Source organism: Streptomyces sp. Y309 (genome assembly GCF_056712025.1).
Genome location: NZ_JBWYAE010000004.1, coordinates 252,895 through 279,559, shown reverse-complemented (window position 1 = coordinate 279,559; position 26,665 = coordinate 252,895). Strand labels below are relative to the sequence as shown.

The window sequence follows — 26,665 nt, the reverse complement described above, 5'->3', positions numbered from 1 at the left end:
TTCGAGCCCTCGCGCCCCATGGACCGTGAGGTAACTCATGCACCTGCTTGCGAACGGCCGAGGCCCCAAGGTATCCCTGCTGGCCGGGCTCTTGGCATTGCTGTCGTTACTGGCGTGGGGGCTTTCCGCTCCCACCGCCACCGCCCAGGAGGGCCGCATCAAAGGATGGGGCAGCAACTACCACCTGCAGCTCGGCGACACCCAGGGCGGCGGCAGGCTGACACCTGCCACGGTGGCCGGACTCACCGGCGCAAAGGTCTCCGCCCTCGCTGCCAGTCTCGACGGCGGCCACGGCCTGGCACTGCTCTCCAACGGCACCGTGGAAAGCTGGGGCTTCAACAACTACGGCCAGCTCGGTAACGGCACCACCGCCGTTCAAGCCGTCCCCGGCGCCGTGACCGGCCTGCGCGGTGTGCGGGCCATCGCGGCGGGCGGCGCCCACAGCCTGGCGTTGCTGTCTGACGGCACCGTCAAGGCCTGGGGCCACAACGCCGAGGGCGAGCTCGGCGACGGCACCACCACCACCCGCACCACTCCGGTCACCGTCACCGGTCTGACCGACGTCGTGGCCATCGCGGCGGGCGTCAACCACAGCCTGGCGGTGCTGTCCGACGGCACTGTCAAGGCCTGGGGCTACAACTACTACGGCCAGCTCGGCGACAACACCGTCACCAGCCGCACCGCTCCGGTCACTGTCACCGGCCTGACCAACGTCCGGGGAGTCGCCGGAGGCGTCAACCACAGCTTGGCCCGGCTGTCCGACGGCACCGTCAAGGCCTGGGGCTACAACGGCAACGGCGAGCTCGGCGACGGCACGACCACCAATCGCACCACTCCGGTCACCGTCACCGGCCTGACCAACGTGCGTGAAATCTCCGCAGGCCGCAACCACAATCTGGCCCGGCTGGCCAACGGCGTCAAGACCTGGGGCTACAACGCCTACGGTCAGCTCGGCGACGGCACCACCACCACCCGCACCACTCCAGTCACCGTCAGCGGGATGTCCGACGTGCGCGCTATCAGCGGTGGTGGCAACCACTCCATGTTCCTGACCCGCGACGGCAACGTCAGTACCGTCGGCTACAACAGCAGCGGTCAGCTCGGTGATGGCACCACCACTAGCCGCTCGACGGTCACCACCCCGGTGGAGGGGCTCGGCAGCATCTCGCGCATCGCTGCCGGCTTCGACTTCAGCCTCGCAGCCTGACCAGCACACGGGACATAACGGCGCTGCATCCGACGACGATGCAGCGCCGTTATGTCCCATGGCCTTCGTGCGCTAAGCATGTGTTCCCTGTACAGCCAGAGTTGGGGTGTACGCCAACACGCCCCCCGCATCACGACGGCGTGGTGTCCCACTCAGGCTGTCGATGGCTTCGAGTGTGGAGGACAACGGTCACCAGCTCGCCCCGCGCGTCATCCGTGCCTGACCGGACAGGTGCTGTTACTAATCGTTCAAGGATGATCACGCTGGGCGAACTGGGCCTACTCTTCGAGCCCTCGCGCCCCATGGACCGTGAGGTAACTCATGCACTTGTTAACGAAGGGCCGACGGCCGAAGGTATCCCTGCTGGCCGGGCTCTTGGCATTGCTGTCGTTACTGGCGTGGGGGCTTTCCGCTCCCACCGCCACCGCCCAGGAGGGCCGCATCAAAGGATGGGGCAGCAACTACCACTCGCAGCTCGGCGACGCCGAGGACCACAACAGGCTGACACCTGCCACGGTGCCCGGACTGACCGGCGCAGACGTCTCCGCCCTCGCTGCCAGTTCCGCCGGCGGCCACAGCCTGGCACTGCTCTCCAACGGCACCGTGGAAAGCTTTGGCTACAACGTCAACGGTCAGCTCGGTAACGGCACCAACACTTCCACAGCCATCCCCAGCACCGTGACCGGCCTGAGCGATGTGGTAGCCATCGCGGTGGGCGGCGAGCACAACCTGGCTTTGCTGTCCGACGGCACCGTCAAGGCCTGGGGCCTCAACAGCTACGGCCAGCTCGGCGACAACACCATCACCAACCGCAGCACTCCGGTCACCGTCTCCGGTCTGACCGAAGTCGAGGCCATCGCAGCAGGCAGCAACCACAGCCTGGCGGTGCTGTCCGACGGCACCGTCAAGGCCTGGGGCTACAACGCCCACTCCGAGCTCGGCGACGGCACCACCACCAACCGCACCACTCCGGTCACCGTCCCCGGCCTGACCAACGTCCGGGGCGTCGCCGGAGGCAGCAACCACAGCCTGGCGGTGCTGTCCGACGGCACCGTCAAGGCCTGGGGCTACAACGCCCACTCCGAGCTCGGCGACGGCACCACCACCAACCGCACCAGTCCAGTCACCGTCCCCGGCCTGACCAACGTGCACAACATCTCCGCAGGCCGCAACCACAGCCTGGCGTTGCTGGCCGACGGCACCGTCAAGACCTGGGGCTACAACGCCTACGGTCAGCTTGGCGATGGCACCGCCACCACCCGCGGGACACCCATCGCCCTGACCGGGGTATCCAATGTGCGCGCTATCAGCGCCGGTACCAACCACTCCATGCTCCTGAGCCACGACGGCCGCGTCTGCACCTTCGGCTCCAACAACAACGGCCAGCTCGGTGATGGCACCACCACCAACCGCCCGACGGTCACCACCCCTGTGAAGGGGCTCCGCAGCATCTCGCGCATCGCCGCCGGCGCCGACTTCAGCCTCGCAGGCTGACCAGCGCACGGGACATAACGGCGCTGCACCCGACGACGATGCAGCGCCGTTATATCCCACGGCCTTCGTGCGCTGAGCATGTGTTCCCTGGTCGGGGGCGTGGTCCTTGCAGCCCGGAGACAGCGCAATGTACGCGCCCTGGTCATGCGGCGCGTCATTCCCTCGGCGACACGGCTGGCGCCCGCTGCGGCCGGGCTTGCGCCTGCCGCCAATGGGACGTCGGGCCATGAAGGTGATCGTCGTCCACAGGATCAACAGCACGCCTTCTCTGAACTAATTTCTGGGGCTCACCAGTGGCCTTCCAGGCTTGCGGTGAAGTGCTGGTTGTCCAGATTGGGTGGCCTGGGCGGGCGGCTCGGGGATCGTGGTGCGGCGCCGTTGTCCGCGGATCACGCCTTGCCGGCCGTCTTCGCATATGAGGCGTTCGATGGTGTGGCGGGCCGTGGTGTTGGCCTCGCGCCCGGCTGCTGGCGGTGGGTGCGCCGGGCTCGATGGGTCTGGCCGGATGTGTCATGGATCCGGCGGATGTGCTCGATGAGGGGTTCGTCGTGCTGTTCGCCGGGTGGGCTTCGGGCGCCTGCGGCGGGCGTTGAAGCCGAGATCGACAGGCCGAGTTCCCGGCACACGGGCTTGACCCGGAAGCCGTCGCGGAGGTGGTGGAACACCGCTTGAGCTTCGTGCGGGTCTGGTCGGGCTCCTTCGCGAAGAACACTGAGGCGGCTTTGAGGATCTCGTTCGCCCGACGCAACTCATCCTGTCTTCTTGCGGAGTTGGGCAAGCTCGGTCTGCTCGGTGGTGGTGAGCAGATCAGGCCGATCGCCCTTGTCTGCCTCTGCCTGGCGAACCCATCCGCGCAGCGCCCTCTTATGCATGCCCAGGCCCTTTTGTGACATGAGCGACGGACGGCCGCACGCCCGGACTTCCACGGAAGGCACGCGCACAGCCCGTCGGTGTCCGTAGTACAGGCATCACGGACCTGATTTCTACCACCCACCCAGGCGACCACGCCCGCCTTCAGGGGCCATCAATGCCTTGTCTTGCAAGTGGCGTTCGCCGTCGGTTCCACGTACCTAATGACAAAGAAGGGGAATCCATGACGATATACAGCAAAGACTCATTTCGGTGACACAGTCGGCAGCATACTGCCGGCCGCGACCATGCGCAGCCACCTCATATTCAGTACGCATACCCCATCCGCTATCTCGCCGATTACCGCACATTCACTCACCCTGAGCTTATCCGCAAGGACTACAAAGCCACACTCGGTGAGTCATAGTTGTCGACATAGAAAATATAACATCACCTGTTGCACCGACAGAAATGAGCCGTCACGGCAACCGGTACGCGCGTCGCCGATCGGGCTTGACGTACGATTAGGATGCAGCGTTTAATCCCAGGGAAAGCAGCAAGAGCAAGTCAGCGCCATGCGATGAGGGCCGATGCTATGACACGACGTATGGGAGCACAGTAGGTTCACGGCCTGCAGTTCCTCGCGTAAGCTTCGGACTGGAGTCCGTGAGGATAGATCAACCGAACCCTTTAGAGATAATTCGATGCTACCCTCTTCCTCGTCAGGGAGTATTTGAACGTCTTTACGTGCAAATACTCAACGCCGTTACGGAATGACAACCGACATGCTCATTTCCTGCTGCACTTGTTCTCTCTGGCAAGGCATAGGATGAGTTACCTACGCCTGTGATCGAGAACCTCCGCACGGTGGTGACGTAGCCGGTATCGCTCCCTCCTACCGGTCCGGCACCAACCGAGGGGCGCCCTAGCACTAGTGAGGCCACCGCAAGGGCGAGGACCACTACCCGATAGCAGGAGTGGCCACGTGCGTCTTGCAGGCCAGACCAATCCCCTTCAGCCTGCAAGACGCGCGTCTCCCCTCCACTTCGTACCCAGGTAGTCGTGTGGCCCCACCACCGGAGACAGTGGGGCAGCGTACGTCTCTGCTTCGAGCAGCGGTGTTCCGTAGATATGGCCCTTGCGGGTCGCGAAATCGCCCACGCTAGAGACCGGGGTATTGTCGTGCAGGGTCGGGCAATGCCCTCACCAGCCGCAGCAGCACCGACCGGTCCTTCCGGAGAAAGTCAGGCCCTCGATCTGCTCGGCGAACGTCGCCTGGCAAACGTCGAGTTGTCGCAGAACAGGTGGCGCACCGACAGCTCAAAGACGTCCACGCCGGGCGGCTCACCACATCGATACGGAAGTGACCTCTGGCGCGTGCAGGGTGAGGATCATGTCTGTGGCAATTTTCCCCGGCGTTGCAGCCATGCCGCGGCTTGCTCGTCGAGCTCCAAGGCTGCACGTGATCCACGCCGCTTCAAGGGGCCCAGCGAGCTTCGTATCCCGATCACGCAGTCGACAAGGCGAGGCGACGGGGCAGCACTCACCGAGTGCAACACTTGACCCCAAGTATCGCATGCTTGCTCGATATTGCCTTGGCGCCATTGCATGGAACCCAGATTTACTCTGGCCAAAGCAGCCGGGTACGCAGCCCCTTGCCAGCACCTGACAACTTGCGCAAAATGATGTTCGGCCACGCTGAAATTGCCGAGGTATGCGGCGGTCTTGGCGATCTGACCGTTGACACCAGGGGCAGCCGGCCCCCAGAGCGCCGCCCAGTAAGGCATGTCAGCATGATCACCCTTCTCTGCCAGCTGCGCTGCTTTCGCTGCCTCGACGATGGCCTCTCGACGCATTCCGGCCATAGCGAGGGCACGAGCACGGGTGGCGACCATCATGGACTCGGTAGCAGCATCGACACCCTTCATCCGGCTCAGCGAAGTGTCAGTCAATGCCAGGGTGTGCTTTGGACAGCCCAGTTCCAAGCCGTGGTTGGCTAGTACTGAGAGAAGGAACCCTCCGTGCCTCTCATCGCCTGCTTCTTTCGTGAGCTCAAGCGCAAGCATGTAGTACCGCTGGGCCAGCCCCTGCTCACGGCCGTCATACGCCTTCCAGCCGGCCAGAGATGCCACACAAGCCGCTGTCGACAGCATCCTTCTCTTCTGCACCTCGCCCAGGACTCCTGCCCGGCACAAGGGGGCTACTTCCGAAACCAGATATTGCACAACAGCGGCGCGACCATACTGGCCGTCGTGCTGTTTACCGATGGCGATAAACGTTCCAGTCAGGTCCTTGACTGCGCGGATCTCGCCCTCTCCCACTTCTCCTGGAGTGGACAAGTCACGACTGTGAGAGAGGTCAACAGCCCCGTTCCCTGCACGGCTGATCGCGCGAGATGCAGCGACAGAATAGGGGGCGGAAGTCACCGACGTACGGCGTTCGCTGTCAGCTCGCCCCAGCTGCACAAGGGCGTCCACGGCGTCTCCACCGAGACCTGATTCTGGATCAGGGACATCTTCGAGCGTGATCAGCCCGAGCTGTCCAGGGGAGACTGGGCGCCCTAGTTTTCGCGAGAGAGCTTCAGCTAGCCAGCGTGCTGTGGTACTGGCCGGGCGCTTGCCCGCCACCCAGTGCGCCACCGCCGAGGCATTGGTTCGCAGCCGAGCATCGCCGTTCTCGGCTGCCACAGTTCGGACTTCTTTCGCCAACTCCGCATACGTACAGCCAGCCTCACGAATGACGCAGCGAAGCGAACTATTTGTCATGCACGCACCCCAAATCCACATCAGTTAAACGGATTAAACGAGTCGCTCGACCCCAGAGGCTACACAAGCAGACGAGGCTTCACTCACCCTTCGATCAAGTTGAGGCAGAAGGGGCGAGCCACCCTCCTCGAAGCCTCGTCCGGCAGGTTCAGACCTTTATCCCCACTCCTCGGCATACGCGTAGCGGCGAGAAACCCGAATTCGAAGAAATGTTCGTGCGTCGAATATTAAGCAAGACCATCAAGTCAAAGAATTCACTATCTCAGGAGTTCCCCCTGTCCCGCTTACGCTGGAACCGATCACGGTCGGCGCTCTTCTTTGCGCAACTCATTCGCCTTAAGTGCCGAATCTAGCGCGCACATATTCGCTTTCGATACTCGCTTATTGATAAGGGTCCAGGCTTCGACCACAACCGCTCCATCCTCTGGAGGCATCATGGCAAGAAAATCCAAATATCCTACCGAGCAGCAGGTGCGCGAAACGCTCCGTCAAATGCAGCGCCAGGCACACATCGCCGGCCGACGCCCCAGCACACTGGCCCTCGCCCGCAAATTTGGCCTACCTAACACGAGCTTTCGCCGTGCCTTCCCAGGCATCACGCGCGAACTTACTGAAACACGCAAGAATTCCCCAGACTCTGGGGACGGCTTAGAACGCAACCCCATGCGCCGAAGTCCAGAGCGATTTTCTCTCCATCCGAGCGCAAGCGAAGGTCTTCATCATCGCAAGGGACACGCGTAGACGCACGGATTACTGGATTACTGTGCTGAGCACGAACAGACCTTTGGACTCCGGCAGCTCCAGCCTGAGTTCGTCACGTTGGAATGTCCGGATACGCTCTGATTTCCGCAGCCTCATGTTTGGTCCTGCCAAGCCAAGCAGCTCGTGGGTGCTGAGAAGCTCCGTTCACAGCAGGAGAGTTGAGAGTTCTTGCGACTTCGGGCAGGCGGGATGGCTCGTCAACGATCCGACGGATCTTTCCGATGGGACGGATCCTTCCGATGGCGAGTGGAGTGTGCTCGAACCGCTGGGGCCGCCGCCGAAGCCGGGTGGCCACCAGCCCCAAGGCCCTCGGTGCGAACTCGTCAACGCGCTGGCTTAGTGGCTGCGGGCGGGCCATGCCTGACGGCTGCTGCTCCCGCACGGCTTCCCGCCATAATTCAGAGCGTCTATCCATCACCGGCGCCAGGGGCGGATTGAGAGTCGTCAGGACGAGGCTCTCACCGTCCGGCGGTGGCGTGGGCGCCGGGCGGATGCCTGCTGTCGGCCGGACCTTGATGCCTCGCGGTAGATCGGGCAGTGTCCGGCGCCTTCGCGGCCGACACCAAGTCAACACCCCTCGGCTTGATCCCTCGTTGGTGTTGGTGGGACGAGCCCATCGCACGGTGACCTCTTAATGCACCCGAGCCGCGTGAGCTCCCGTACAGATCGAGGCCCGTGGGGTGCACTGGTGCCACGAACGCGGCTAGTGAGGCGTTCCAACGGCCTGTGCCGCCCCGAAGCCCGCGAACTCCTTCGCGTGGCGCCAACCCCGGCCAGGGCCGCGCGGCTCAGCCGCACGCAGATCAGCGCGGCGCTTAACTGGGCAGGCCGCAAGCGGGGCATCGACGCCGACGCCGAGCGGCTGCGCGGGGACTTCCACGCCCAGAACGCACACCAGCCACTCCTCGTCGAGGACGCGCTCGGCCGACAGATGCTCGCCCTCCTCGTCCGGTTGGAGGCCGCCTGCACCGCTGCCGAGCGATCTTGTCAGGTGGAAGAGGCTTTCCCTCAGTACCCGGACGCTGACGTGCTCTTGAGTTTCCCGGGTCTCGGCGTCCAGCTCGGCGCCCGGGTGCTGGCCGAGATCGGAGATGACCATACCCGCTTCGTCGACGCCTGCGGCCTGAAGGCGTATGCGAGCTCCTCGCCCATCACCAGGGCCTCCGGCAAGAAGTCCAGCATCACCCGTCGTCGCGTGAAGAACGACCGCCTCAACCACGCCGGCTACCTAATGGGAATGAATGAGCGCTTCGCCGCCCTCAACGGCTCCCCGGCCGCCAGAGCGCACCACCCACGGCGCCGCGACGCACACGGAGACTGGCACGCGGACGCGCACCGCAACCTCTTCAACTTCAACCAGCTTCTCGGCCGGCTCTATCACTGTCTCCAGCACCACAAGCTGTTCGACGAGCAGACGGCCTTCTCCTCCCCACTCGCTGCCGCCCCTTCACCGCCCATTAGGCGTCTACCCCGAGTTCAGGGGAGTTGGACAGCGAGAGCGTCAAGGCCACCGAGCGGGGTGGCTGAACACGAGTGCGACGCATGAGGATATTGGGCCTCAAGCGGCATCTCCTGATCGACACGCGGGCCCTGGCCCTGGCCGTGTGCTTCAGTCCGCGACGACCGTAATGGTGCCGCGGGACGATCAGTGCCCTGAATGGGACTCATCAGGCACCCGCTGGCTCCAACCAGGCCGCAGCCACATCTCGCGATGTTGGGGAAGGCCAGCCTTTGCGCAATCCCGTCTCCGGCCAATCCGATCCAGCATGTCGCTCTGCCATCGGGCCGAGATGCTCAATCTCCCTGTGTCGGACTCGTTAAGGCCAGGCGGGTCGACGGGTTCTGCCGTCAACGACTCCATGTCGGAAAGATCCATTTCTCTGCTCATCGGATACGAAGTCAGCCATCATCAGATACGGGGAAGATCTCCAGGTCACGGACACACCCCGGGGCCTCTCGAAACTCGGAGCGATTCAGGCGCACTTGCTCGAACATCCGACGCAGATCCGCCTCGCCACCAGCCCTATCTTATTGTGATTCAATTATGCTGAACTGGTGCTGTCAGTCCGCCACTTGGACCACCTCGCGCGAGGTGTCAGGACGCACGGATGAATCAATGCAGCCCAAAAGACTCCCGACGAGTCTCGCTCTCACCGCAGCTTCTGGAGGAACTCGTATGAACGTGTGTGCATCCCAACAATGGCACAGCCAAGTAGTGCCAGCTGTACCAGAATCCGTCAGGCTGGTTCGTTATACGGCAGCCCTCGCCTTGGTCTCTTTCGGGGTCACTTGCGAGAGTCCGATCACGGACGCAACTCTATTGAGCGTAAGCGAACTCGTCGCGAATGCAGTGAACCATGCCGCTGATCACTCTCCAACCATTGGCATCAAACTGACTCTCACCGCCGAATGTCTCACAGTTGCTGTAACCGACACCCATCCGAGCTTTCCTAGTCTTTCCCTACACGCCATGGGGTCCGGCCTTCGAGTTATTACAGAACTAGCTACCCGATATTCCGGCACTGTCAGCGTTAAGCCCGCAGATGTCGGCCAGGGGAAAACTATCTTCGTGTCCTTCCCCACCACGTGAAACTGCTGTCCCCGAACTTATATGGCGATCACCCATACAAGAACTTCGTCATTCAGCAGAACCGTACCTTCAGAGCCTCCTCCTGCCGACCCCGGCCTCAGCCTCCGTCGATGGGAATACCTGTGGGACAACAGGCCCAGGCTGCTTTGTTCAGGAACTTTCGGCCTGTGGACTCCAGCGATGCATGCTGCGCCGGACCGGCGAGCGTGCTCCGATAGGGGCCTGTCCGAGGATGCCTTGAGTATGATCCCCTGGCCGTGCCAGAGGATGGTGCTATTGCCTCCGGGCGGGGGCCGTGTCCGCATAGGATCCTCGCTCCGGCATCGTCACAGATCTGACCTCACTTCTGCCCGGAGTGCAGTCGACTGGGACTGTGGCGAGACAAGCCCTGATTTCTCTCTCGACGGTGTCCGATCAGACGGAGATCGCCATTGATGTCGCCACGCACAGGACTGCCATGTAGTCGTCGTCCTGAGCCTTCTCGGGGTGACGCTGGGCAGCTGGTCGTTCCCGACAACGGCTACCGGGACTTGCGGGCATGGGCCGTATCACGCGGGCCGGGTGGAAGGCACCGGTTGTTACGGGGCCGGCCTTATCCGGATTCTGAGGGCAGCCGGGATGCCGATAACCGAGGTCAACTATCTGAACGAGGCGATGCCGTCGACGCGGAGGTAGTCGCCCGCGCGGCCTGCGTCCAAGCGGCCCATCGGCTCATGTCTCTGCCGGTTTCCCGCGACGATCATTTCCGCGATGTGCCAGTTGATCCCAGAGACGGTGTCGAGCAGGTCAAAGGCAGGGCGAAGGAGGACCATCACCTCCTCGATCCACTCATTCAGTTGCCTGGTCATAGCGGTGAGTTGGTCGTACTGATCCAGATCCCACCGGCCTAGGAACGCGTAGTGCTCCCGGAACTGTCCCGTCACCGCCACGGTTGGCTCGGGAATCTTGTTGTGAAGCCTGCGCTTGGCTAGCTCCGCGAGGAGTTGCGGATCACGATCTCGGCGAAAGGCCTCGAGCAGGGACCTCCCTCTATCGTCACTCACAGCCAGACAGCGCACCGTTCCTGGAGGGCCAGGGCGAATCAGGACGGCTCCCAGCACCACCCTCACCTGCGAATACCAAGAATTAACGAGGCTAAATGAGACATGATTCCGGGAGGAGCCGGACCTGGAAGCTCCACAGATGATCGAACTCACCATGCTCCAGCTGCTGAGTGGATTTCCGGCTCCTACGGATTTCGAATTCACAGACGCTGGGTGCTTCTAGACTGCCCCGTTAGCCTGGCACGTACGGCACAATAGAATCTATTAGGAGTAGAATTCGCTGGTCTCTCCACATGCTGTTCGGCCTTCGGCCGTAGGGCAACACGCATGCTTTCTCTATCGCCGGCAAGTGCGCGCTGGGCACGGATTCTTGGAGTGTCAGGGCGTCCGCTCCGGGATTGCCCGGCCAACTGCTCCCACCGTGATGCGACAGGAGTGCCCGCTTCGTTCAGCCACCACTTGAGCCGCCATTTCGCCCAGGACCAAGGGTGGCGAACGCGGTCTCCGTAGCGGTGGAGTGAACCGTCGGGTCGCTGTTCTAGGGCCCACCTGACGTCAGCAGCGGACCAGTTGGCCGATGCAAAAGGTTCCAGGAGCTTAGCCAGTCGTCCTGGAGCGATACGGGAGAGGACCAGGTGATGTCCAAGATCGTTCACCAATAGCTGCGCCGTGAAGCGGATCTGTCTGGACGTGCTGATGGTTCCGCGCCGAGGGCGTACGGGCCTCCAACGAGCGTCACTCGAAGTACGCAACGGTGCCGATGCTGATGCCGACGAGATCGGGGGTGAGTTCGAGCCATCGGGGGGTAGGGGGGAACAACCACCCACCTCGGTAAAACCGAGGTTTTGGGGTGCAGATTCGTCCCCAGCTCGGTTGTTCAACTCCCCCGGATAGCACCCGTCATGCTGTGGAGTTATCGTTGCGAGGCTCTCACCTGCCGCGAGCCCTAGAGCAAGCCGTACAGCCCGCCCTCGAGCAGCTGATCGTTCCTCCGCTGAACGGCCTCGCCCCTGAGGGGTTCGTACCGGTAGTTCCTCGTCCACTTGCTGCGGCACGGTCAGGGCATACAGTGGCACCGTTCCGGTGGAATTCGGTTGAGATGGCGCCCTCCCCTCCTGTAACGTGATTAGAAGATCAGCCTCCCTCAACGCCCGTACAGCTCGCTTTACTTGGTGCATGGAAACGGGTCGGTCAGCTAGAAGGGATGCCTTGGTCATCATGGCCTTCCGGCTCGACCGTACGACGCATGCCTCGAAGTGACACACGGTCGCAATCGCGCGCACCACAGCACCCACCACACATCGCCAGTCCGATCGCAGCGAGCTGAATGCGCCATGAGATTCGAATGCGTGTCGCCATTCCCCTGGATCGGCGGCCAACCGCGGCCCGTCAGGATCGACAACGCGAGCAAGTCGCAGCTGGGTTCGGTGTCGATCGACGCGGTAGCGCCTTCGGAGATCCTCAGGTCTATGGGTTCCGTCCGCGGGGAGACGGGGTACATGTTGGGTGTTGCTCGCATCGAAAGTGTGTGCTGCGTCCGCAGCTGCAGGAACTTGATGATCCATTCCTGCCGTTACACTGGCGTACGACTGGCGAGGGGCTTGAGGCAATGAAATGCCAGCCCTCGGTGTAGCGAATATGGTTTACTCCTGGCTAGTTGCAGAAAGGTTCGTGGATCTTGACCGCTCGATTCCTCTGGCGGGGGCGGAGCGGTCAAGGCCTGTCAGTGATCTCCTAGCGCGGCTCGGCGGTTGAAGAAGGTCTGCTGCAGTTGGTCGCGGAGTGAGGCAACAACGGAAGGGGGCCTATAGAGGAGCGGTGCTCAGGCCACTCAAGGCACAGCAGTAGGTCCGGTGGGAGTCGGCCGGACACCCACCCAGGGTTGACTCTGTCGTTTTCTCGTACCCTCGCGTTGCCTCGAGGGCAAATGACTTGATCCTCTTACTCGCGTTTCGAGACAGGGTGAGAGGCTTCACGCGAAATAGGATAGGCGAGCTGATATTCTCTAATGGCGATACGCGAGGGAATATCAGTTTGCTGAAACATCCGGCATTTTCATCCTCTGTTTGCGGCAGAGGGCTGAGAGTGCCGGTTTTCCTTATGCTGCTATCGCCTCACTTTCAGCAGTCTCAGTAGACGTGATCTCCCTCACGAACTCACTCAGCTCAAGACCCCACTGGCCAATCGGCAAAATGGTCAGTGGGGCATGGGCTTCCCGTGCCTGTTCTTTCAGGCGCAGCAGCTCATGGTCTTCGGACACGATCCAGGCGGTTGCTGTACCTGCAAGCAGTAGCGTCCGCGACCCAATTGCCTGACGACTGATCACGTCGCGGACTAGTGCGATGGCTCGGCGATCACGCTGCAGCGCGACTTCAGTCCGCTGACCGGTTCGCACGTCACGATTTGTCGATCGAGTGGCTCCAAGCGCTGACGCGACCCTCGCGATGATTACGTCCCCTGGCCGAAGCCGCACTGCATCCGGAAGCAGACCGATGCGTGTGAGGTTCCTCAGAGTTCCGGTGCTTACACCAGACCGCATAGATACCCATCGCTGCGAAACAGTGCCGTCATTTCGCACTGGCGTTTGCTTCGGCATTCGCTCTTCCTTTCGGGGCGCGCACAGCTGCACGAAGTTAATGGCGCAGCAAGTAACCGGTCAACACGCCTCCCGGCATTGCCGACGTCACGCGAGGAGACTAGCGCACTACCCTCGCCCGCTAACCGCAGCAAACTATACGACGCTCGCCTGCCAGATAGAGGCTGAAAACTCCGAGTGGGCGAGAGTCTTGCAAGGCAGCCCAGGAACCGAGCCGGCTGTGAGATACAGGTGCCGCCTGAGCTGGGAGAACGGCTCACATCTCTGGCAGTCGATGGGCATAGTCCAACTGCTCGAGGCTGAATCCCTGGAGAATCCTGCCGATAGGCGCCACGTTGACGAACGCGTATGCGAGCCCGTGTTGTCGCCAACGCCGCCTGCCCTCACTGAGTGCGGGCAAATGACATTGGCATGGCCACACAGGGAGATAATAATTACGCCGAATGTCGATTAGCTCGGGAGCAATGAACCGCTCGATGACTTGAAGCCAACGTCGGTAGTCGACCTGCTAGATGGGAGAAGAGGCGGCTTGGCGGTGGACTGCATCCTGTTGCTGGATGACGCTCCGGACCTCTGCGACGGTAGTGCACTAGGCCTTGAGCGGGCAGGCGGTGCACTGTTCCGCGGTGAAGCGGGCATTGCGCTGGCGGCGTTGGCCGCCCGGCGCAGTAAGCGGGTTTGGACACAACGAGTGGGACAACGACTGGCTCTCTCCATGGTCGGCACCGGACCACGGAGTTCAAGAAGTTCCTCGCCAAGCTCGACCGAGAAGTCCCCCCCTCCCCCGGGTCTCTGCGTGCGCCTGATTGTGGACAGCTACACCACGCACAAGACCGAGCCGATCCGCGGGCGACTGCTGGCCCATCCCTGCCTCAACCTGCACTTGCCTGGATCAAGGAGGCGACACATACCCAGATCCTCGAGGTTAATGCCGGGCCTCACGAAGCCTGCCTGACCCGGTAGATCCCCCGCCGGCCGACCGCGCGGCCTCTCTTGAGGAGCCGGGCGCCGCCGTCCGCACTTCTACTGTGGCTGCTGGCTGCCGGAGAAGTAGGCGGGTGGTTCAACCGTGGCCGCGTCGGCTCCCGCATACCCAACGGACCCGTCTGCCCACCTCAGGTAGCGGTACATCCCCTGGCGAGCACGACGCTCGACCAATCGCATCAGCCATACCATGACAGCTGTTCACGCCTCACTGGTCAGATATACGGGACATCACTCGACTGGCGGACATCAAGCTCGGCCGGATTCTCGTTACTGAGCTTATGGGTGTGGAGAGCCTGCACGAGATCCAGTACCGCTCCGCTCTCATCGTCGCCTCACCGCCACCGGATCTGCCTCTTCCAGACTCACTAGGCAAAACGGCTGTGACCTAGATGAAATATAACCCTTACCGCAATCTCTCTACTCTAGGCAATTAATGCGTGAATTTGGGCAACCTGTACATGACACTCCAACCCTGGAGTCCCTCACTGAAGAATGGGACATCGGGGCAGACTGGGAACTCTTTCTGCGGAATATGAATTCTCCTCAGGGGGATACCACAATTCAATCTGCGAAGGCCAACAGGCCTACTTCTGACCGCCGACACAGAAAGCGCCACCGCGCCCGTCGAGCAAAAACTGGATGGCCGAAATACTTCAGCCTTATCGCTAAGACTCTTATGGGCCTTATGGCCCTTACTGTAAGCGCGCTGGGGGGTAGAATCTCGTACCAGACGCTGCATAACCTTGCGGCTTCTAGGATGCCTCAAGATATTGCGTGCTGGTGGCCGCTCTTGATCTATGGCCCCTGGCTGATGGCCTGCCTATGTATTCTGCAATCAGTTCTGCGTGAACGGGTGGTCGGAACGTCCTCTTGGATCGTTATTACTTTCTTTTCTCTGGCCACCGCCGCCCTGTGCGCAGCGCACACCCTGGGAAGTGTGATTACTGCCGCTCTGGCCATCCTCCCACCCATCGCTGCACTGGCCTGTTTCCATCAGTTCGTGGATCAGCTCATCCCCAAGCCATTGCGAACCCGAAGATCACGCTCTGCATAGGATCTCACTGGCAGCCGAGTCCCAGTCAAGAAAATCGGAGGCGCTGGGGACGAGCTGTCTGTTCGAGGACGAGGAATTCGCCGACTGGTATCCGGTCGGCGGCTGTCCCTCCCCTACCACTTCGCATGTGAGGGCTGGCGAGCATCTTGTAGATCGGCGGGTACCGCATTGACGCACAATGACCTCACTGCCAGCCACTTGGCTCTGGCCGAGCATGTCGTGCACGCCACCTACCTCTCGCCCGCCCACGAGGGCCGCCCCTCACCCCTCTCGGGCCAATCGATGCGAACCACTCCCACATGCCCCCATGGCTCGGTCAGCCGGGAGTAGCGGCCATTCGGATCAACCTTCAGTGCGCCAGTTTCATCGGCTGACCCTCGATGTCCGTACTCCTGCCCTTCCATTCCGGCACAGGATCTGGGTGGGCATAGTGCTCCGACGGCCAAGAATATCCGGCAACCTCAGCTGCTTCGCTGACTTCTGCCGCCGACACGGTACCCGTCGCACCATGGGCTCGCTTCGCCCTTCGCGCCCGTCGTCCTAGTCACACGACCTGCATGCGTCTTCCCGGGGTGTTGCCCACCAAAATCGGTGCGTCCGGGCAAATGAAGGCGACATGACCTTCGGGATGTCTATCGAGAGACGGCAAGGCACGGGGCCCATGAGCAACCTTGCGCCAGACGAGAGGCCACGTCAGCATGCCTCATCACAGCAGTCATAACCCGAGCAAGGCCGACGGCCGGGGTTGATGTCGAGTGTGGCATACGCATGATACATCTCATTTCAAGACGGCTACGGTGATCGGGTGATTGCAGAGTTTGCTCCTGGGTCAGGGTTTCCAGACTGGGTGGATCAACGCTACAAATAGCGGAAGCAGGGTCCCGGGCGAGCAGCGAGCTGCTCGGGCGCCACGAAAGTCGTGGACGCATTAGACGCTGCTGTAGAAGGGATGCTGAAGTGAACTACATGAAGGCTGCCACCATCGCTGTCGGTTCCGTGCTGGCTCTGGGTATGGCCACGCCCGCCCTCGCCGACGAAGTAAGTGACGTTCATGCCGGGTCGATCGTCCAGGAAAACAACGCCCTCGTGCTTGAATATTGCCTGCAGCACGGCCCGACTGCCCCCGGCACGCCGACGCCGGCGCCGACGACGCCGGGGCCGACGATTCCGACACCTCCCGCGCACGGTGTGGAAGACGTCCATAACGATTCCGAGGTTCAGGAAAACAACACCTTCAAGCTCAAGGACGTCTGCAAGCCGCGGCACCACTACCACATCGAACAGGGCTCCATCAAGCCCCACCACCCCATCCACACGGGACCTGGTCCGGTCATCCCGTCTCCGACTCCGACTGCGCCGAACACCCCGATTACTGGGCCCACTGCGCCCGCGAGCTAATTCACCCCTCTTCAAGTGTCGCCCCGACCGGTGGCATAACAGAGTTAGCGGGTCCGGCATTTTGCCGGGCCCGCTTCTGGTGCCCACAATATTTGGAAAGAACCACCCAACGGCACGCGCGGACTGCATTACAGCAGACCATGTCTCGACCTTCCATCTGGCAAGCCTTCACGATCGCGGGGTCGAGCGCCTCGCACTCGAACATGCACAAGCTGATGAAGCTCTCGATCCGGCTCGGGACTCCATACTGACGTCCCGCTTTCGCCGTCCAGTTTCACTGTGACTTCGAACTCCATTAGCCTGCGAAGATCAGCTGCAGCGCACAAGGAAACCAGCGCCACTGCGCCATGCATATCGATAGGACCCCGCCGACACGAAAGAGTGCTGCCTGTTTGCGACCTAGCGAACATCCTTCAAGGCCATCTCGCGGGTGGACATCATTCACCGTCTACAACTCTGCCATGAACGAAGGTAGAGATTCCTTCCTGATGTAAGTTCACTTAGACACAGAGCATTGGGTGGCTTCCGGACGGCACTCATCCTCACCGACGGGAGGTGCCCCGTGAGCCTTTAACGGAATCTGCTGGGTGACCTATCGAAGGAACACCGACTCGTACCAGGCACCTGACTTACGCACTTCAACAAGCTCGCGGTACACGTTCAGACGATCCAGGCTCACGTGGGCTGAAACGGGGGAGGTGTATAGGACTCGATAGTGGAAATATCTTCAGCTCGATAATCCAGCTGCCGCAGTTGACTCTGCAGATAAGCTCTCAACCGACTTCGGCACTCACGCTCAAAATCGAGCAGTTCGCTGACTTTACCCTCTGCGATGCGAGCATGGGTATCCGAATCTCGCTTAAGTCTATCGGCGTCCTTCCGCGCGTCTTCAAGGATCTTCCTAGCATCCGAGCGGGCTTCTGCGATCGCTCGGTCCGCAGTCTGTTGAGCGAGCCGAAGAATACTGGCACTGCTCCTGCTGGCGTCAACCATTGCCTGTGCTTCTCTATCTCGCACCGCAGAACCCGGACGAGGCGACTGAGCGGGAACCAGTGATGTGATCTGATGCCCCTGAGGCAGGGTCAGCTGCCCCATACTGAGATCTCGCTTCCCCATATTCGCAAGTTCATCCTCCAACCTTTTAACTTTCTCTAGCATCCTGGTCATCTCCCACTCGACCTCCTCCAGAAAAGAATCCACCTCACTCTCGTCGTACCCCTGCCGAAACAGTACGGTTTTAAACTTCCTCTGGCGGATATCATCCGGAGTCAATGACATTAGTTCCCCTCGAAATAGTTTGCTTTACTAGGTTCAGCGATCCGAAAGGTTCCGCTGCCCCTTCATTGGGCTGGAGCAGCATATTTCCTGCACCAGATCTAAATGGATAGCGCCTGAGAGGCTCCAAGGTCATGCTGACCCGAATACAGAGCTTCCGATCCGCTAGCCTAGCCAGAGAATGCCTACACCCCGACTTGCCCTGTACAAGCACAAGTTGATCACCGAGGGCTTCCTCGATCGACTGCAACTCGACACCGCGTGCACTGTAGCGACTTCACGATAGGCAGTGAACACAACTTGCCGTCACGGTTTGTCACTGCCCTCCTTCCAGGCTCGTTGCGGGTTGCGAGATGGCCATGACGAGGGCCCGGCGCTATAGGCTCGGTCGCAACTGGTTGTTGGAAAGAGTTCGGGCTGCTCGGTCGTCGGGTTCGTTATCGGCAAGTGCGAGGTTGTGCATGCTGGTGATGCCTCTGGCGACCTAGTAGACGCCGCCGCAGCGGCGAAGGCAGTCCCGCAGCATCCAGTTCCTCCTCCGTGTGACGGTGTGCTTGACACGGGATCGCACGCGGCGATGGGAGAAGTTATGATCGTCTTTCCGTCTTTCGAGAAGGTCCTGACCAGCCATGCGGCTTCGGCATGGGGTGTTGTTTCCGGTAGCCGCCGTCGCCAACTACGCCCCTCGCAGGCAGCGTCGATGCCGGATTCGGTGCACGCGGTGCAGTTAGCCGTGCGCGGCGCGGTTCCACCCCAGATGCTTCACTGCTCGCCTTGATGCTGACGCAGCGCGGCGCAGCCCCGCCACCTATAGCGCTGAGGACCTGCGCGCGTTACGCCTAGTGGACGCCCCACCCACCCTTGCCGAACTCATCGACGCCGGATGGCTGCACGCCCGTATTGAGGACGTCTTGCGTATTGAGGACGTCTTGGCTGCCGGTATCTCGCGCCCGGCACCCATCAGCGTGGCCAGCCTTCACCCAAACCCCCAAGTCCTTCCATCTGGGCGAGAGGCCCCAGGCCGGCACTCCCACTGGGCCCTCAGCGTGAAGCGATACCACCGGCTCCGCAAGACCCCGTCAGGGGTGCGCCTTGCTGCCCTCTATTTCGCCGCGCACTGCCACTCCGACGGCCAGTCTGCCGTGCGCCATCTGCCCTGCGGGCTCCTTCTTTCTCCCCAACTGCCCCACCTCCGAGGCTGACACGCAACCCTCCGTACCAGGAGGAGCGGACGCAGGGTCTCAGCGATACCCGTGGCACGCCGGAGCGCGGAAGGCCCTCCAGGCCCTGGAGGCTGGGTAGCCGGAACAGCCTTGATCCAGCCCTTCGGGCCGGCGACGCTCACGGTGAAGAAGTGACTTTCGGAGCACAAGGTTCGTGCTTACCGATTCCCGACGAGATGAACCCGCCCCCTCAGTCAACCTCAATGAGCAAAGGGAACAAGGGGAACAACGGGTTCAGCATCTCACGGGCCGACGCATGGAGTATGAACTACGCTGGTCATAGACTCCCCGTGGATGTTCTCCTCGGTTCCCCTCATTGTTCCCGTTGCGTCATCCACGGGGAACATCAGTGTCCTGGACGGCGTGCCTCCCTCATACTCATAGCCGTTATCTGCACACCTGAGCGGTTTCGTTGGCTCATCTGACCGGGGACGCTAGCGGCGCCTCTGAACCGCCCACTCGACGGCCGCTCCCCTATCGCTGACGGGGTTAGGCGAGCCGAGCGCAGCCGGGTGTCGTGCACGTCTGTGATCAAGTGCGGTTCCCTGGTGAGCTGTTCGCAAGCCGACCACAGTGCGACGATGCGCGCTACCACGGCAGGAGGGCGTGTGAGGGCTGGTAGCCGGTCGGGGTAAACCCACGGGATCGCCGCGGCTGAACCTGGTGGAACGATGGTTCGCCGAACTCAACGCAGAAGAAGCTCAAGCGCGGTGTCCACCGCTCCGCACGAAGACCGCCGAGTCCTCGACGGAGTCGCCGCTCACGCCGACGAATCTCCGACTCAGGTCACTAGATGACGTTGAACTTGAACGTGGGGAGTGGCAGCTCGCCTGCGGGGAGACAGTTCATCCCAGGGTTGGTCCCGACGCCGTCGCAGTGCGGTGACATCAGTCGTAGGTAGACGTTACTGGTGTGCGGACCGGTGGGTAGGGGAGGCATTGGGGGTGTGGCGAAGACGGTGCGCGGAATTCTACTCAGGGTGACGCCACCGGGCTGGATGAGATGCAGGGCCCCCGGGCCGTAGTGGTAGGTCTGCTCCTGGGGCGTGCCAGCGTCCAGGACGATCCGGACTCCGAGGAATTTGAGCTTGAAGTCTTCCATCGGATTGGCCAGTGAAGGCTTGTAATGCACCGGGTAGTCGGCACCCTCGGAGATGGCCGCCGTGCCCCACGAGGGGAAGGACAGGACCCACTTCTCGCCTGCGAGCACCGTCCTGGGACATGCGGGATCGGGATGGCCGATGATCTGTTCCTGGATCGAAAGAGACTCGTTGAGATTGGTCCCGTAGGGGTCCACACAATCGGTGTGCGCGGGGGCTGCGCCCAGCAGCGCGGGTTGTCCAGGGGCCTCCGCTAAGACTTGGGCCTGCGCGGTGCCGCCACCTACGGTGGCCAGCAGCGCGGCGGACACCACGGATGCACGGATGCGAGTCGTCTTCATTCGTCCACACCTTTCGCAACATCTTCCACGGCCGTAATCGCCACATTCCAGGCATTAAGCCTCATATACAGGCCGAGCATGCCGCGCATTGACAGAACGTGAATGCTGGACACGCCGGTTGCCTGCCGCGTGGTTGACGGTACGTCAGACACCAACGGGCATTGTTGCCCCACGGCGTCCCGTCGTCGACGACCGCTGCCACCGCAGTGCGGACCCCAAGCCGCCTTCCACACACGGATGGCCACGCTGGTCGAACGCGGCCATCTGTGTCGTGCTGGATGCGGAACTGCAGGGCTACCGCAACGGTGTACTCTCGCCGCCCAACTGGTCCACCCCACCAGCCCGGACATGCTCGTATTGGCAGACCGCGAGTTCCTCGGTGTGTTGCTCTATGGCGGGCATTCACCGCCACCGGGGCGCATCTGCTGTGGCGGGCCTCGGCGAACCGAGGGTTGCCCCGGCAGCTGGCGTCGTCCGGATTTGTGTCGGTCATGCCCGGTGATCCGTCAGCACCTTGTTTCTGCGGCAGCAAGGTTGCCGCACTCCAAGACCGATGAAGTATTCTCCTATTTCCGGATTACCAATCCAATGGAGAGCTGACCGCGCCCCACTCAAGCACGGCCGTGTCCCGACTGTACGGAATTCAAGATCAGCCGCGTATGGATTCCTGGTGCCCGCCTAGTATGCACCCAGTCGGGACAGTTCCAAACGGCACTGTGTAGTACGCCAGCAAGCACACTGGAGTGTATGAGCGGCTCTGCACGCCATGCACACAATTGTGCGGCGGGACACTTTAGCCCCGCAAGAGGAGTGCAAGTCTATTCCGCCGCTCGCTGCTGGGAACTTTTCAACTTCCAGGCCCAGCTCCTGGGTGCTGCCCCATCAATAAGCTGCACACGGTAATCTACGCGAGGGGGCGTCGACCCGAGCGGCACTCTCCCAAGACGCCATTCTGTATTTGCAAGTTGTTCAACTCTAGAACTGGCGCCCATCGTTGGTGCGTAAGCCTCCGGTCACCACGGACATCCAAGTGGCGAAATTCCCTACGCTGTTTATCGATGGGGATATAGCGAACGGTGCACGGCTGTCATCGGCGCGTCGCAAGGGTCACCAGGGACATAGGTTTCTAGTGTGCGTCGGCGGAGTCAGAAGGCTTGCTGAACCTGGTACCGCTAATACCCAGCCGAGTCACGTGAAGGACCTTGCGCACTCCGAGGCACCCAACACCGATTGAGCTTGGCCCCTGCCGACCTCATAGCGGCACAAGCGTCGCGGCAGATGTTGGCGACGTGAGAAGCAACTGCCAGCCCGCGTGTAAATCGGCGTAAGACCTATCGACCCCTCATTTCCACAATTCAAGTCATCGTGGCGCCGAGCCCAGGCCGCCTTGGCTGGAACTCGCCCGGCAGAGGAATCGCCCACACCTCGCGGTCGAGCGACAAATTTCGAAGACTTCTGCCACGTCGCCGCCAAGAGATCCTACTCGCTCTCCGACGGCCATCAGCATCGACAATGCCAAAACCTCAACAACAAGCTGCGCAGGTGGGCGAACCAATCCCCCCCCCATCGCCCACTGCGGTCAGCGCCCATCTACGAACATCTTGAGTAGAAGACCCCGTCCGGGCTTAAATAAATATTCGCCAGTGACTCGACCACTAGCCAAGCTGTCGCGGCGTGGCGGTCAATCGCTACAGGTCCAAGCGCAGTAGCATGCGCCTCACCCTGCAGCGGCACCGCCTCGTCGCTGCAGGGTCTTACTGATTCGGGTGGTTAGGGAGTGTGAGTAGTGCAGGCGCTGCTCGGACGGAACGCAGTGGGTGGACTGACCGTTCACCCCTTGGCCGAACGAGATCACGCGGCGGTGCAGGCCCTGATCAACTCCGATTGGCTGCCCGGCCAGCTTCCGGCCCGACAAATCATGTTCAGTACTGGGGAGGACCTACTGGAGGCGTACACCCTCGTCGCCCGCGACAGCGACGATCAGGTGGTAGGGGCAGTCGGCTGTGCGGTGCGTGCTCTCGATGATGCCGGGCTGATCATGTGGCTCTACGGACGTGAGGACTGCGACATTGTTGCCAGGCTCATCGATATGGCCAGGCACCGTCTGGGCAAACGCACTCTGTATGCGTTCACGACCCCGACTGCCACGCCAGGTGTCTCTGGCCTGCCGGTGGAGCACCGGCAGGCCACCGTCCGCGCCCTGATCCGTGCAGGTTTCACACCGATTGTCGAACAGCGCTACTTCCTCCACTCGCTCAATAGCCCGCCTGTCCCTCCCGCCTACCCGCTTGGGGACGTGAGCGTTTTCGACAATCCGCCCCATTGGCGAGTGTCACTTACTAACGCCAGCGGCACACTTCTTGCCATTGCCAAGGTGTACGCCCCCGCACCTGAAACTTCTGGCCTGGCGGTCCTCCGGCGTCTGTCCGTTCACCCTCAGCACCGCCGCCAGGGCATTGCTACCCGCATACTCGCGCAGTGTGCTCACCACGCTGCCGTCCACGGGGCCCCACAGATTGGTGCCACGGTTCCGAGGGACCATAGGGTCGCCGCTCATCTCCTCACCAAAGTCGGTTTCCAGGCCGTCGACTTGCTCTGTGTCTACCGCCGACGCCCCTGAAGCGTCCTCGCCAGCCGTCGTCTTCGCCCGGAACGCTCTGGCGCGCCGTGGCGCCCGTGAGCGTCGACGTCTTGATCGGGCCGACCGGCGTGGTTCCGGCCGCTGTTCCGCGGAGATTCGTCCGCGAACTCTCCCGGAATTGTCCGTGATCGGTAACAGACGCATCCCTTCGCGGCCGGGCCTCATCCTGCCAGGTGGTGGCGAGGTGACCGGGGATCAGCGAAGGACTGCGCAAAAGGGGCGGGCATGGCACGGCATGGCGGCGGGCGGGGCTGGTACGGCAAGGTGCTCGGGGCGGCGATCGGGGTGACGATGCTCGCCACCGGCGCCTCGGTGTGGACCGCGCAGCTCGGTGCCGAGGGCGACACCTCACCAAAGACGACCGCGCCGGGCAGTGATGTCAAGCCGGTCGCGGCGACCATCGCGCACGCCTCGGACGCGGGCAAGCGCGGCGTCAACATCACCATCGACGACGGCCCCGACCCCGTGTGGACCCCTCAAGTGCTCGACCTGCTGCGGGAGTACGGGGTGAAGGCCACGTTCTGCATGGTGGGCACGCAGGCGCAGGCCCACCCGGACCTCGTGAAGAAGGTGGTCGCGGCCGGGCACCGGCTGTGCGACCACTCGGTGTCGCACAACACCGCCATGGACAAGGATTCCCAGGCCTACCAGTCGCGGCAGATACTCGACGCCGAACGCATGATCACCAAAGCGTCCGGGGGCGTACGGCCGATGTACTACCGGGCGCCCGGCGGGGCTTTCACCCCGTACAGCCGCAAGCTCGCCGCTTCCCGGGGCATGCGCCCGCTGGGCTGGAACGTCGACAGCAAGGACTTCGAACGTCCGGGCACCGACGCCATCGTCGCCACCATCGAGCGGGAACTACCCAACGGACCGACGCTCCTCTTCCACGACGCGGGCGGCGACCGCACCCAGACCCTCGAGGCCCTGCGCCGACTCCTCCCCCGGCTCAAGGAGCAGGGCTACTCCTTCGGCTTCCCGGTGCGCTGAGCCCCCGCCCGCCACTGACCGCCGTCAACGCCTGCCTGCGTAGGCCGGCTATCTCACCACCCTGCGGCGCGCTCTCGACACGGGCACACCCCTGCCCGCGCGGGTCCCGAGTGTCTTGCCTGTCAGCCACTGGCTGACTGTCCGGACCGGGCCCCGCAGAGCCGAGTATCCACACAGATCACCACCATCGATACTGGAACGGGAACAACGGGAGCAGCGGGAACACGAGAGGTCGAACGCCACTCTGAGCTGCCGTGGTGGTTTCGGGTGGTGTTCGGGGCCGTCTGTGATCGGTCGTGCTGGGCCTGGGGATTTCTCGGGCGGGAGGTAGTCGAGAGTGGAGTGCGGGCGCTTGGTGTTGTACCGATCGGCTCACTGGACGACGGTGGTGTTTGACCTGGTCAGCGTCATGCCAGAGGGCTTGACGTTGGATCAGCTCGGCCTTGAAGGAACCGTTGAGGGCCTCGGGCATCGCGTTGTCACAGCTGTCGGTGATGGCCCGACCGATGTGGTCACGCCGGGCCTCAATCAGCCGCTCGCCGTAGCGAATTGACACGTACCGCGAACCGCGGTCGCTTGCGATGAATCAGACCCACGAAACGCCACCTGACCTGCCATGTTCCCGTTATTCCTCACAGCCTGAATGGCCCCGGTCACGCTCAAGCCCAGGAAACTGGGCAGGCTCCTCGCCGGACGGTGCGAATCATGCGGCCGTATCGCCGAGGTGACAGCCCACCACGTCGCCAATCTCGCTTACCTCGGAGGTCTCGCAGCCTCCTCGCAGCGGCGCGGTACTGCACGGTGCCGCGCATCGTGTGGTTGTAGGCGAGCGCACTGCCAGAGCGGTCGGTGGCGATGACTGCTGGGCGGGGAAGGCGTCCAGGGCGGCGGTAGTACTCGCGTAGTTGCGAGCGGAGCTTGTTGTGGGCCTGGGTGCGATCCCAGATCGTGTCCTGTTGGGCTCTGGCCAGGACCGCGATGGCCTTCGCCAGCTCCGGATCGGCAGGCAGGCGCCGGCGGGGAACGACTTGAGCGAGATGGACGGAGCGACGGTCAACCACGGGACGTACAGGGCGGGCGGTTCCACGGTGTCCTTCGGCACAGCCCCGGCCGCGTGGCTGCTCTTCGACCTCCGCTCCTGATCTAAGCCCGCGTTCGTGGGTATTCGGCGTGGAGCTTCACCCCCAGCACCTGTGCAGGTAGGGCCTGTACTCATCCAAGATCGCCTGCCGGTTGGTCACCTTGACCAGCAATTCGTCAAGGCTCCCTACGTTCTACGTTGTGCAGGCGAAGCCTCGCACCATGAAGCGTTCCAGCCGGTGCCGACCGGTCAACCTGTTAGCTGATACTCCGTACAGCGGGCGCTGGGTTCAACGGCCTCGCGTCACGGCATGCTTCGTCTCCTGATCCGGAGCCGGGGGGCATCGGGACGGACCTCCATGCCTCTCCAACGACGGACCACGGCGTTGGGTCTGCGGGCTAGGGCTTGATACCCACGCCGGTCCACAGGCTGACGTTGGCATCCGTAGGCGGCTCGGTGGTGGTGGCGGCGAATCCGCTGGGGGTGTCGGGGCGCCAGCGATGGCCGACCGTGGTGCCGGGATGCAGCAGCTCGAGCCCATCGAAGAAGCGGGCGACAGCCTTGTGTGAGCGGAACTGCACGGGTGTCCCGGCGCGGGTGTAGATGTCGGTGACCTTCTCCCAGGTGACGGGGTCGAAGTCGGGCGTGCAGTGGCTGAGGGCCAGGGCGCTACCCGAGGGGAGGGCTCCCAGCAGCCGGTCGACGATCCCGTACGGGTCCTCGGCGTCGGTGACGAAGTGCATGAGGGCGTTCAGGGACAGTGCCACGGGCCTGTTCAGGTCCAGGACCTCAGCCAACTCGGGGGCATCCAGGAGCGCTTGGGGGTCCTTGATGTCCGCCTCGACGTACGCGGTGCGGCCCTGGGGGGTGCTGCGCATCAGACGCTCGGCGTACTTGAGGACGAGGGGGTCGTTATCGGCGTAGACCACCCGGGCGTCGGGAGCCACGGACTGGGCCACCTGGTGCAGGTTCGGTTCGGTGGGGATACCCGTGCCGATGTCCAGCCACTGGCGGATGCCGTGTTCCTGCGCAAGGACTCGGGTGGCTCGGTGCATGAAAGCCCGGTTCTCGCGAGCGCATACGAAGATGCCGGGATATGCCGCCACGACCTTCTCGGCAGCTTGTTTGTCGATCTCGAAGTGGTCTTTGCCGCCAAGGTAATAATCGTACATGCGGGCGGAGTGTGGTCTGCTGATGTCGATGCCCCGCGCGGCATGTGAGTTGGTCATGTTGTTCCCTTCAGCGGTATGCGTCGGTGTGCCGGGCAGGT

13 protein-coding genes and 2 pseudogenes are annotated in these 26,665 nt (G+C 62.4%); 9 read left to right on the top strand and 6 right to left on the bottom strand.

Annotated features, from left to right (window positions below; all coding sequences use genetic code 11):
• Positions 1–37: 37 nt before the first annotated feature.
• Positions 38–1,207 carry an RCC1 domain-containing protein gene (locus AC0KTA_RS41505; RefSeq protein ID WP_481057116.1) on the top strand — a complete coding sequence of 390 codons (1,170 nt, stop codon included), beginning with the start codon at positions 38–40 and terminating at the stop codon, positions 1,205–1,207.
• Positions 1,208–1,528: 321 nt separating this feature from the next.
• The gene (locus tag AC0KTA_RS41500; RefSeq protein WP_481057115.1) at positions 1,529–2,701 is read left to right on the top strand and encodes an RCC1-like domain-containing protein; all 1,173 of its coding nucleotides are present in this window, start codon (positions 1,529–1,531) and stop codon (positions 2,699–2,701) included.
• A gap of 2,240 nt (positions 2,702–4,941) precedes the next feature.
• Here AC0KTA_RS41500 and AC0KTA_RS41495 read toward each other — a convergent pair.
• Complete coding sequence (locus AC0KTA_RS41495; protein WP_481057114.1) at positions 4,942–6,315, bottom strand: NsdA family TPR-like regulatory protein; 1,374 nt, start codon at positions 6,313–6,315, stop codon at positions 4,942–4,944.
• 1,480 nt (positions 6,316–7,795) lie between these two features.
• On the opposite strand from AC0KTA_RS41495, the pseudogene AC0KTA_RS41490 reads away from it, so the two are divergent.
• Together AC0KTA_RS41490 and AC0KTA_RS41485 are read left to right on the top strand one after the other, a co-directional pair.
• Positions 7,796–8,521, top strand: a pseudogene (locus AC0KTA_RS41490) (transposase); the annotation flags it as partial.
• 213 nt (positions 8,522–8,734) lie between these two features.
• Positions 8,735–9,667: an ATP-binding protein gene (locus tag AC0KTA_RS41485; RefSeq protein WP_481057113.1), complete on the top strand. Its 933-nt coding sequence runs from the start codon at positions 8,735–8,737 to the stop codon at positions 9,665–9,667.
• 638 nt (positions 9,668–10,305) lie between these two features.
• Here AC0KTA_RS41485 and AC0KTA_RS41480 read toward each other — a convergent pair.
• The gene (locus AC0KTA_RS41480; RefSeq protein WP_481057112.1) at positions 10,306–10,710 is read right to left on the bottom strand and encodes a hypothetical protein; all 405 of its coding nucleotides are present in this window, start codon (positions 10,708–10,710) and stop codon (positions 10,306–10,308) included.
• Positions 10,711–14,726: 4,016 nt separating this feature from the next.
• Here AC0KTA_RS41480 and AC0KTA_RS41475 point away from each other — a divergent pair.
• Positions 14,727–15,347, top strand: a complete 621-nt coding sequence (locus tag AC0KTA_RS41475; RefSeq protein WP_481057111.1) for a DUF2637 domain-containing protein — start codon at positions 14,727–14,729, stop codon at positions 15,345–15,347.
• Positions 15,348–16,304: 957 nt separating this feature from the next.
• Positions 16,305–16,745 (top strand): hypothetical protein, encoded by a 441-nt coding sequence (locus tag AC0KTA_RS41470; RefSeq protein ID WP_481057110.1) that lies wholly within the window; start codon positions 16,305–16,307, stop codon positions 16,743–16,745.
• Positions 16,746–17,420: 675 nt separating this feature from the next.
• Here AC0KTA_RS41470 and AC0KTA_RS41465 read toward each other — a convergent pair.
• The gene (locus AC0KTA_RS41465; RefSeq protein ID WP_481057109.1) at positions 17,421–18,023 is read right to left on the bottom strand and encodes a DivIVA domain-containing protein; all 603 of its coding nucleotides are present in this window, start codon (positions 18,021–18,023) and stop codon (positions 17,421–17,423) included.
• Between the two features lie 2,009 nt (positions 18,024–20,032).
• The gene (locus AC0KTA_RS41460; RefSeq protein WP_481057108.1) at positions 20,033–20,683 is read right to left on the bottom strand and encodes a hypothetical protein; all 651 of its coding nucleotides are present in this window, start codon (positions 20,681–20,683) and stop codon (positions 20,033–20,035) included.
• A gap of 1,786 nt (positions 20,684–22,469) precedes the next feature.
• On the opposite strand from AC0KTA_RS41460, the gene AC0KTA_RS41455 reads away from it, so the two are divergent.
• From AC0KTA_RS41455 to AC0KTA_RS41445, 3 genes are all read left to right on the top strand, one after another.
• Positions 22,470–23,303: a GNAT family N-acetyltransferase gene (locus AC0KTA_RS41455; RefSeq protein WP_481057107.1), complete on the top strand. Its 834-nt coding sequence runs from the start codon at positions 22,470–22,472 to the stop codon at positions 23,301–23,303.
• A 246-nt stretch (positions 23,304–23,549) separates the two neighbouring features.
• Positions 23,550–24,314 carry a polysaccharide deacetylase family protein gene (locus AC0KTA_RS41450; protein WP_481057106.1) on the top strand — a complete coding sequence of 255 codons (765 nt, stop codon included), beginning with the start codon at positions 23,550–23,552 and terminating at the stop codon, positions 24,312–24,314.
• Positions 24,315–24,666: 352 nt separating this feature from the next.
• Complete coding sequence (locus AC0KTA_RS41445) at positions 24,667–24,867, top strand: hypothetical protein (protein ID WP_481057105.1); 201 nt, start codon at positions 24,667–24,669, stop codon at positions 24,865–24,867.
• Between the two features lie 337 nt (positions 24,868–25,204).
• On the opposite strand, the pseudogene AC0KTA_RS41440 reads toward AC0KTA_RS41445, so the two are convergent.
• Both AC0KTA_RS41440 and AC0KTA_RS41435 read right to left on the bottom strand, forming a co-directional pair.
• Positions 25,205–25,330, bottom strand: a pseudogene (locus tag AC0KTA_RS41440) (IS110 family transposase); the annotation flags it as partial.
• Positions 25,331–25,793: 463 nt separating this feature from the next.
• Positions 25,794–26,624, bottom strand: coding sequence for an SAM-dependent methyltransferase (locus tag AC0KTA_RS41435; protein WP_481057104.1), 831 nt, complete (start codon positions 26,622–26,624; stop codon positions 25,794–25,796).
• Positions 26,625–26,665 lie beyond the last annotated feature (41 nt).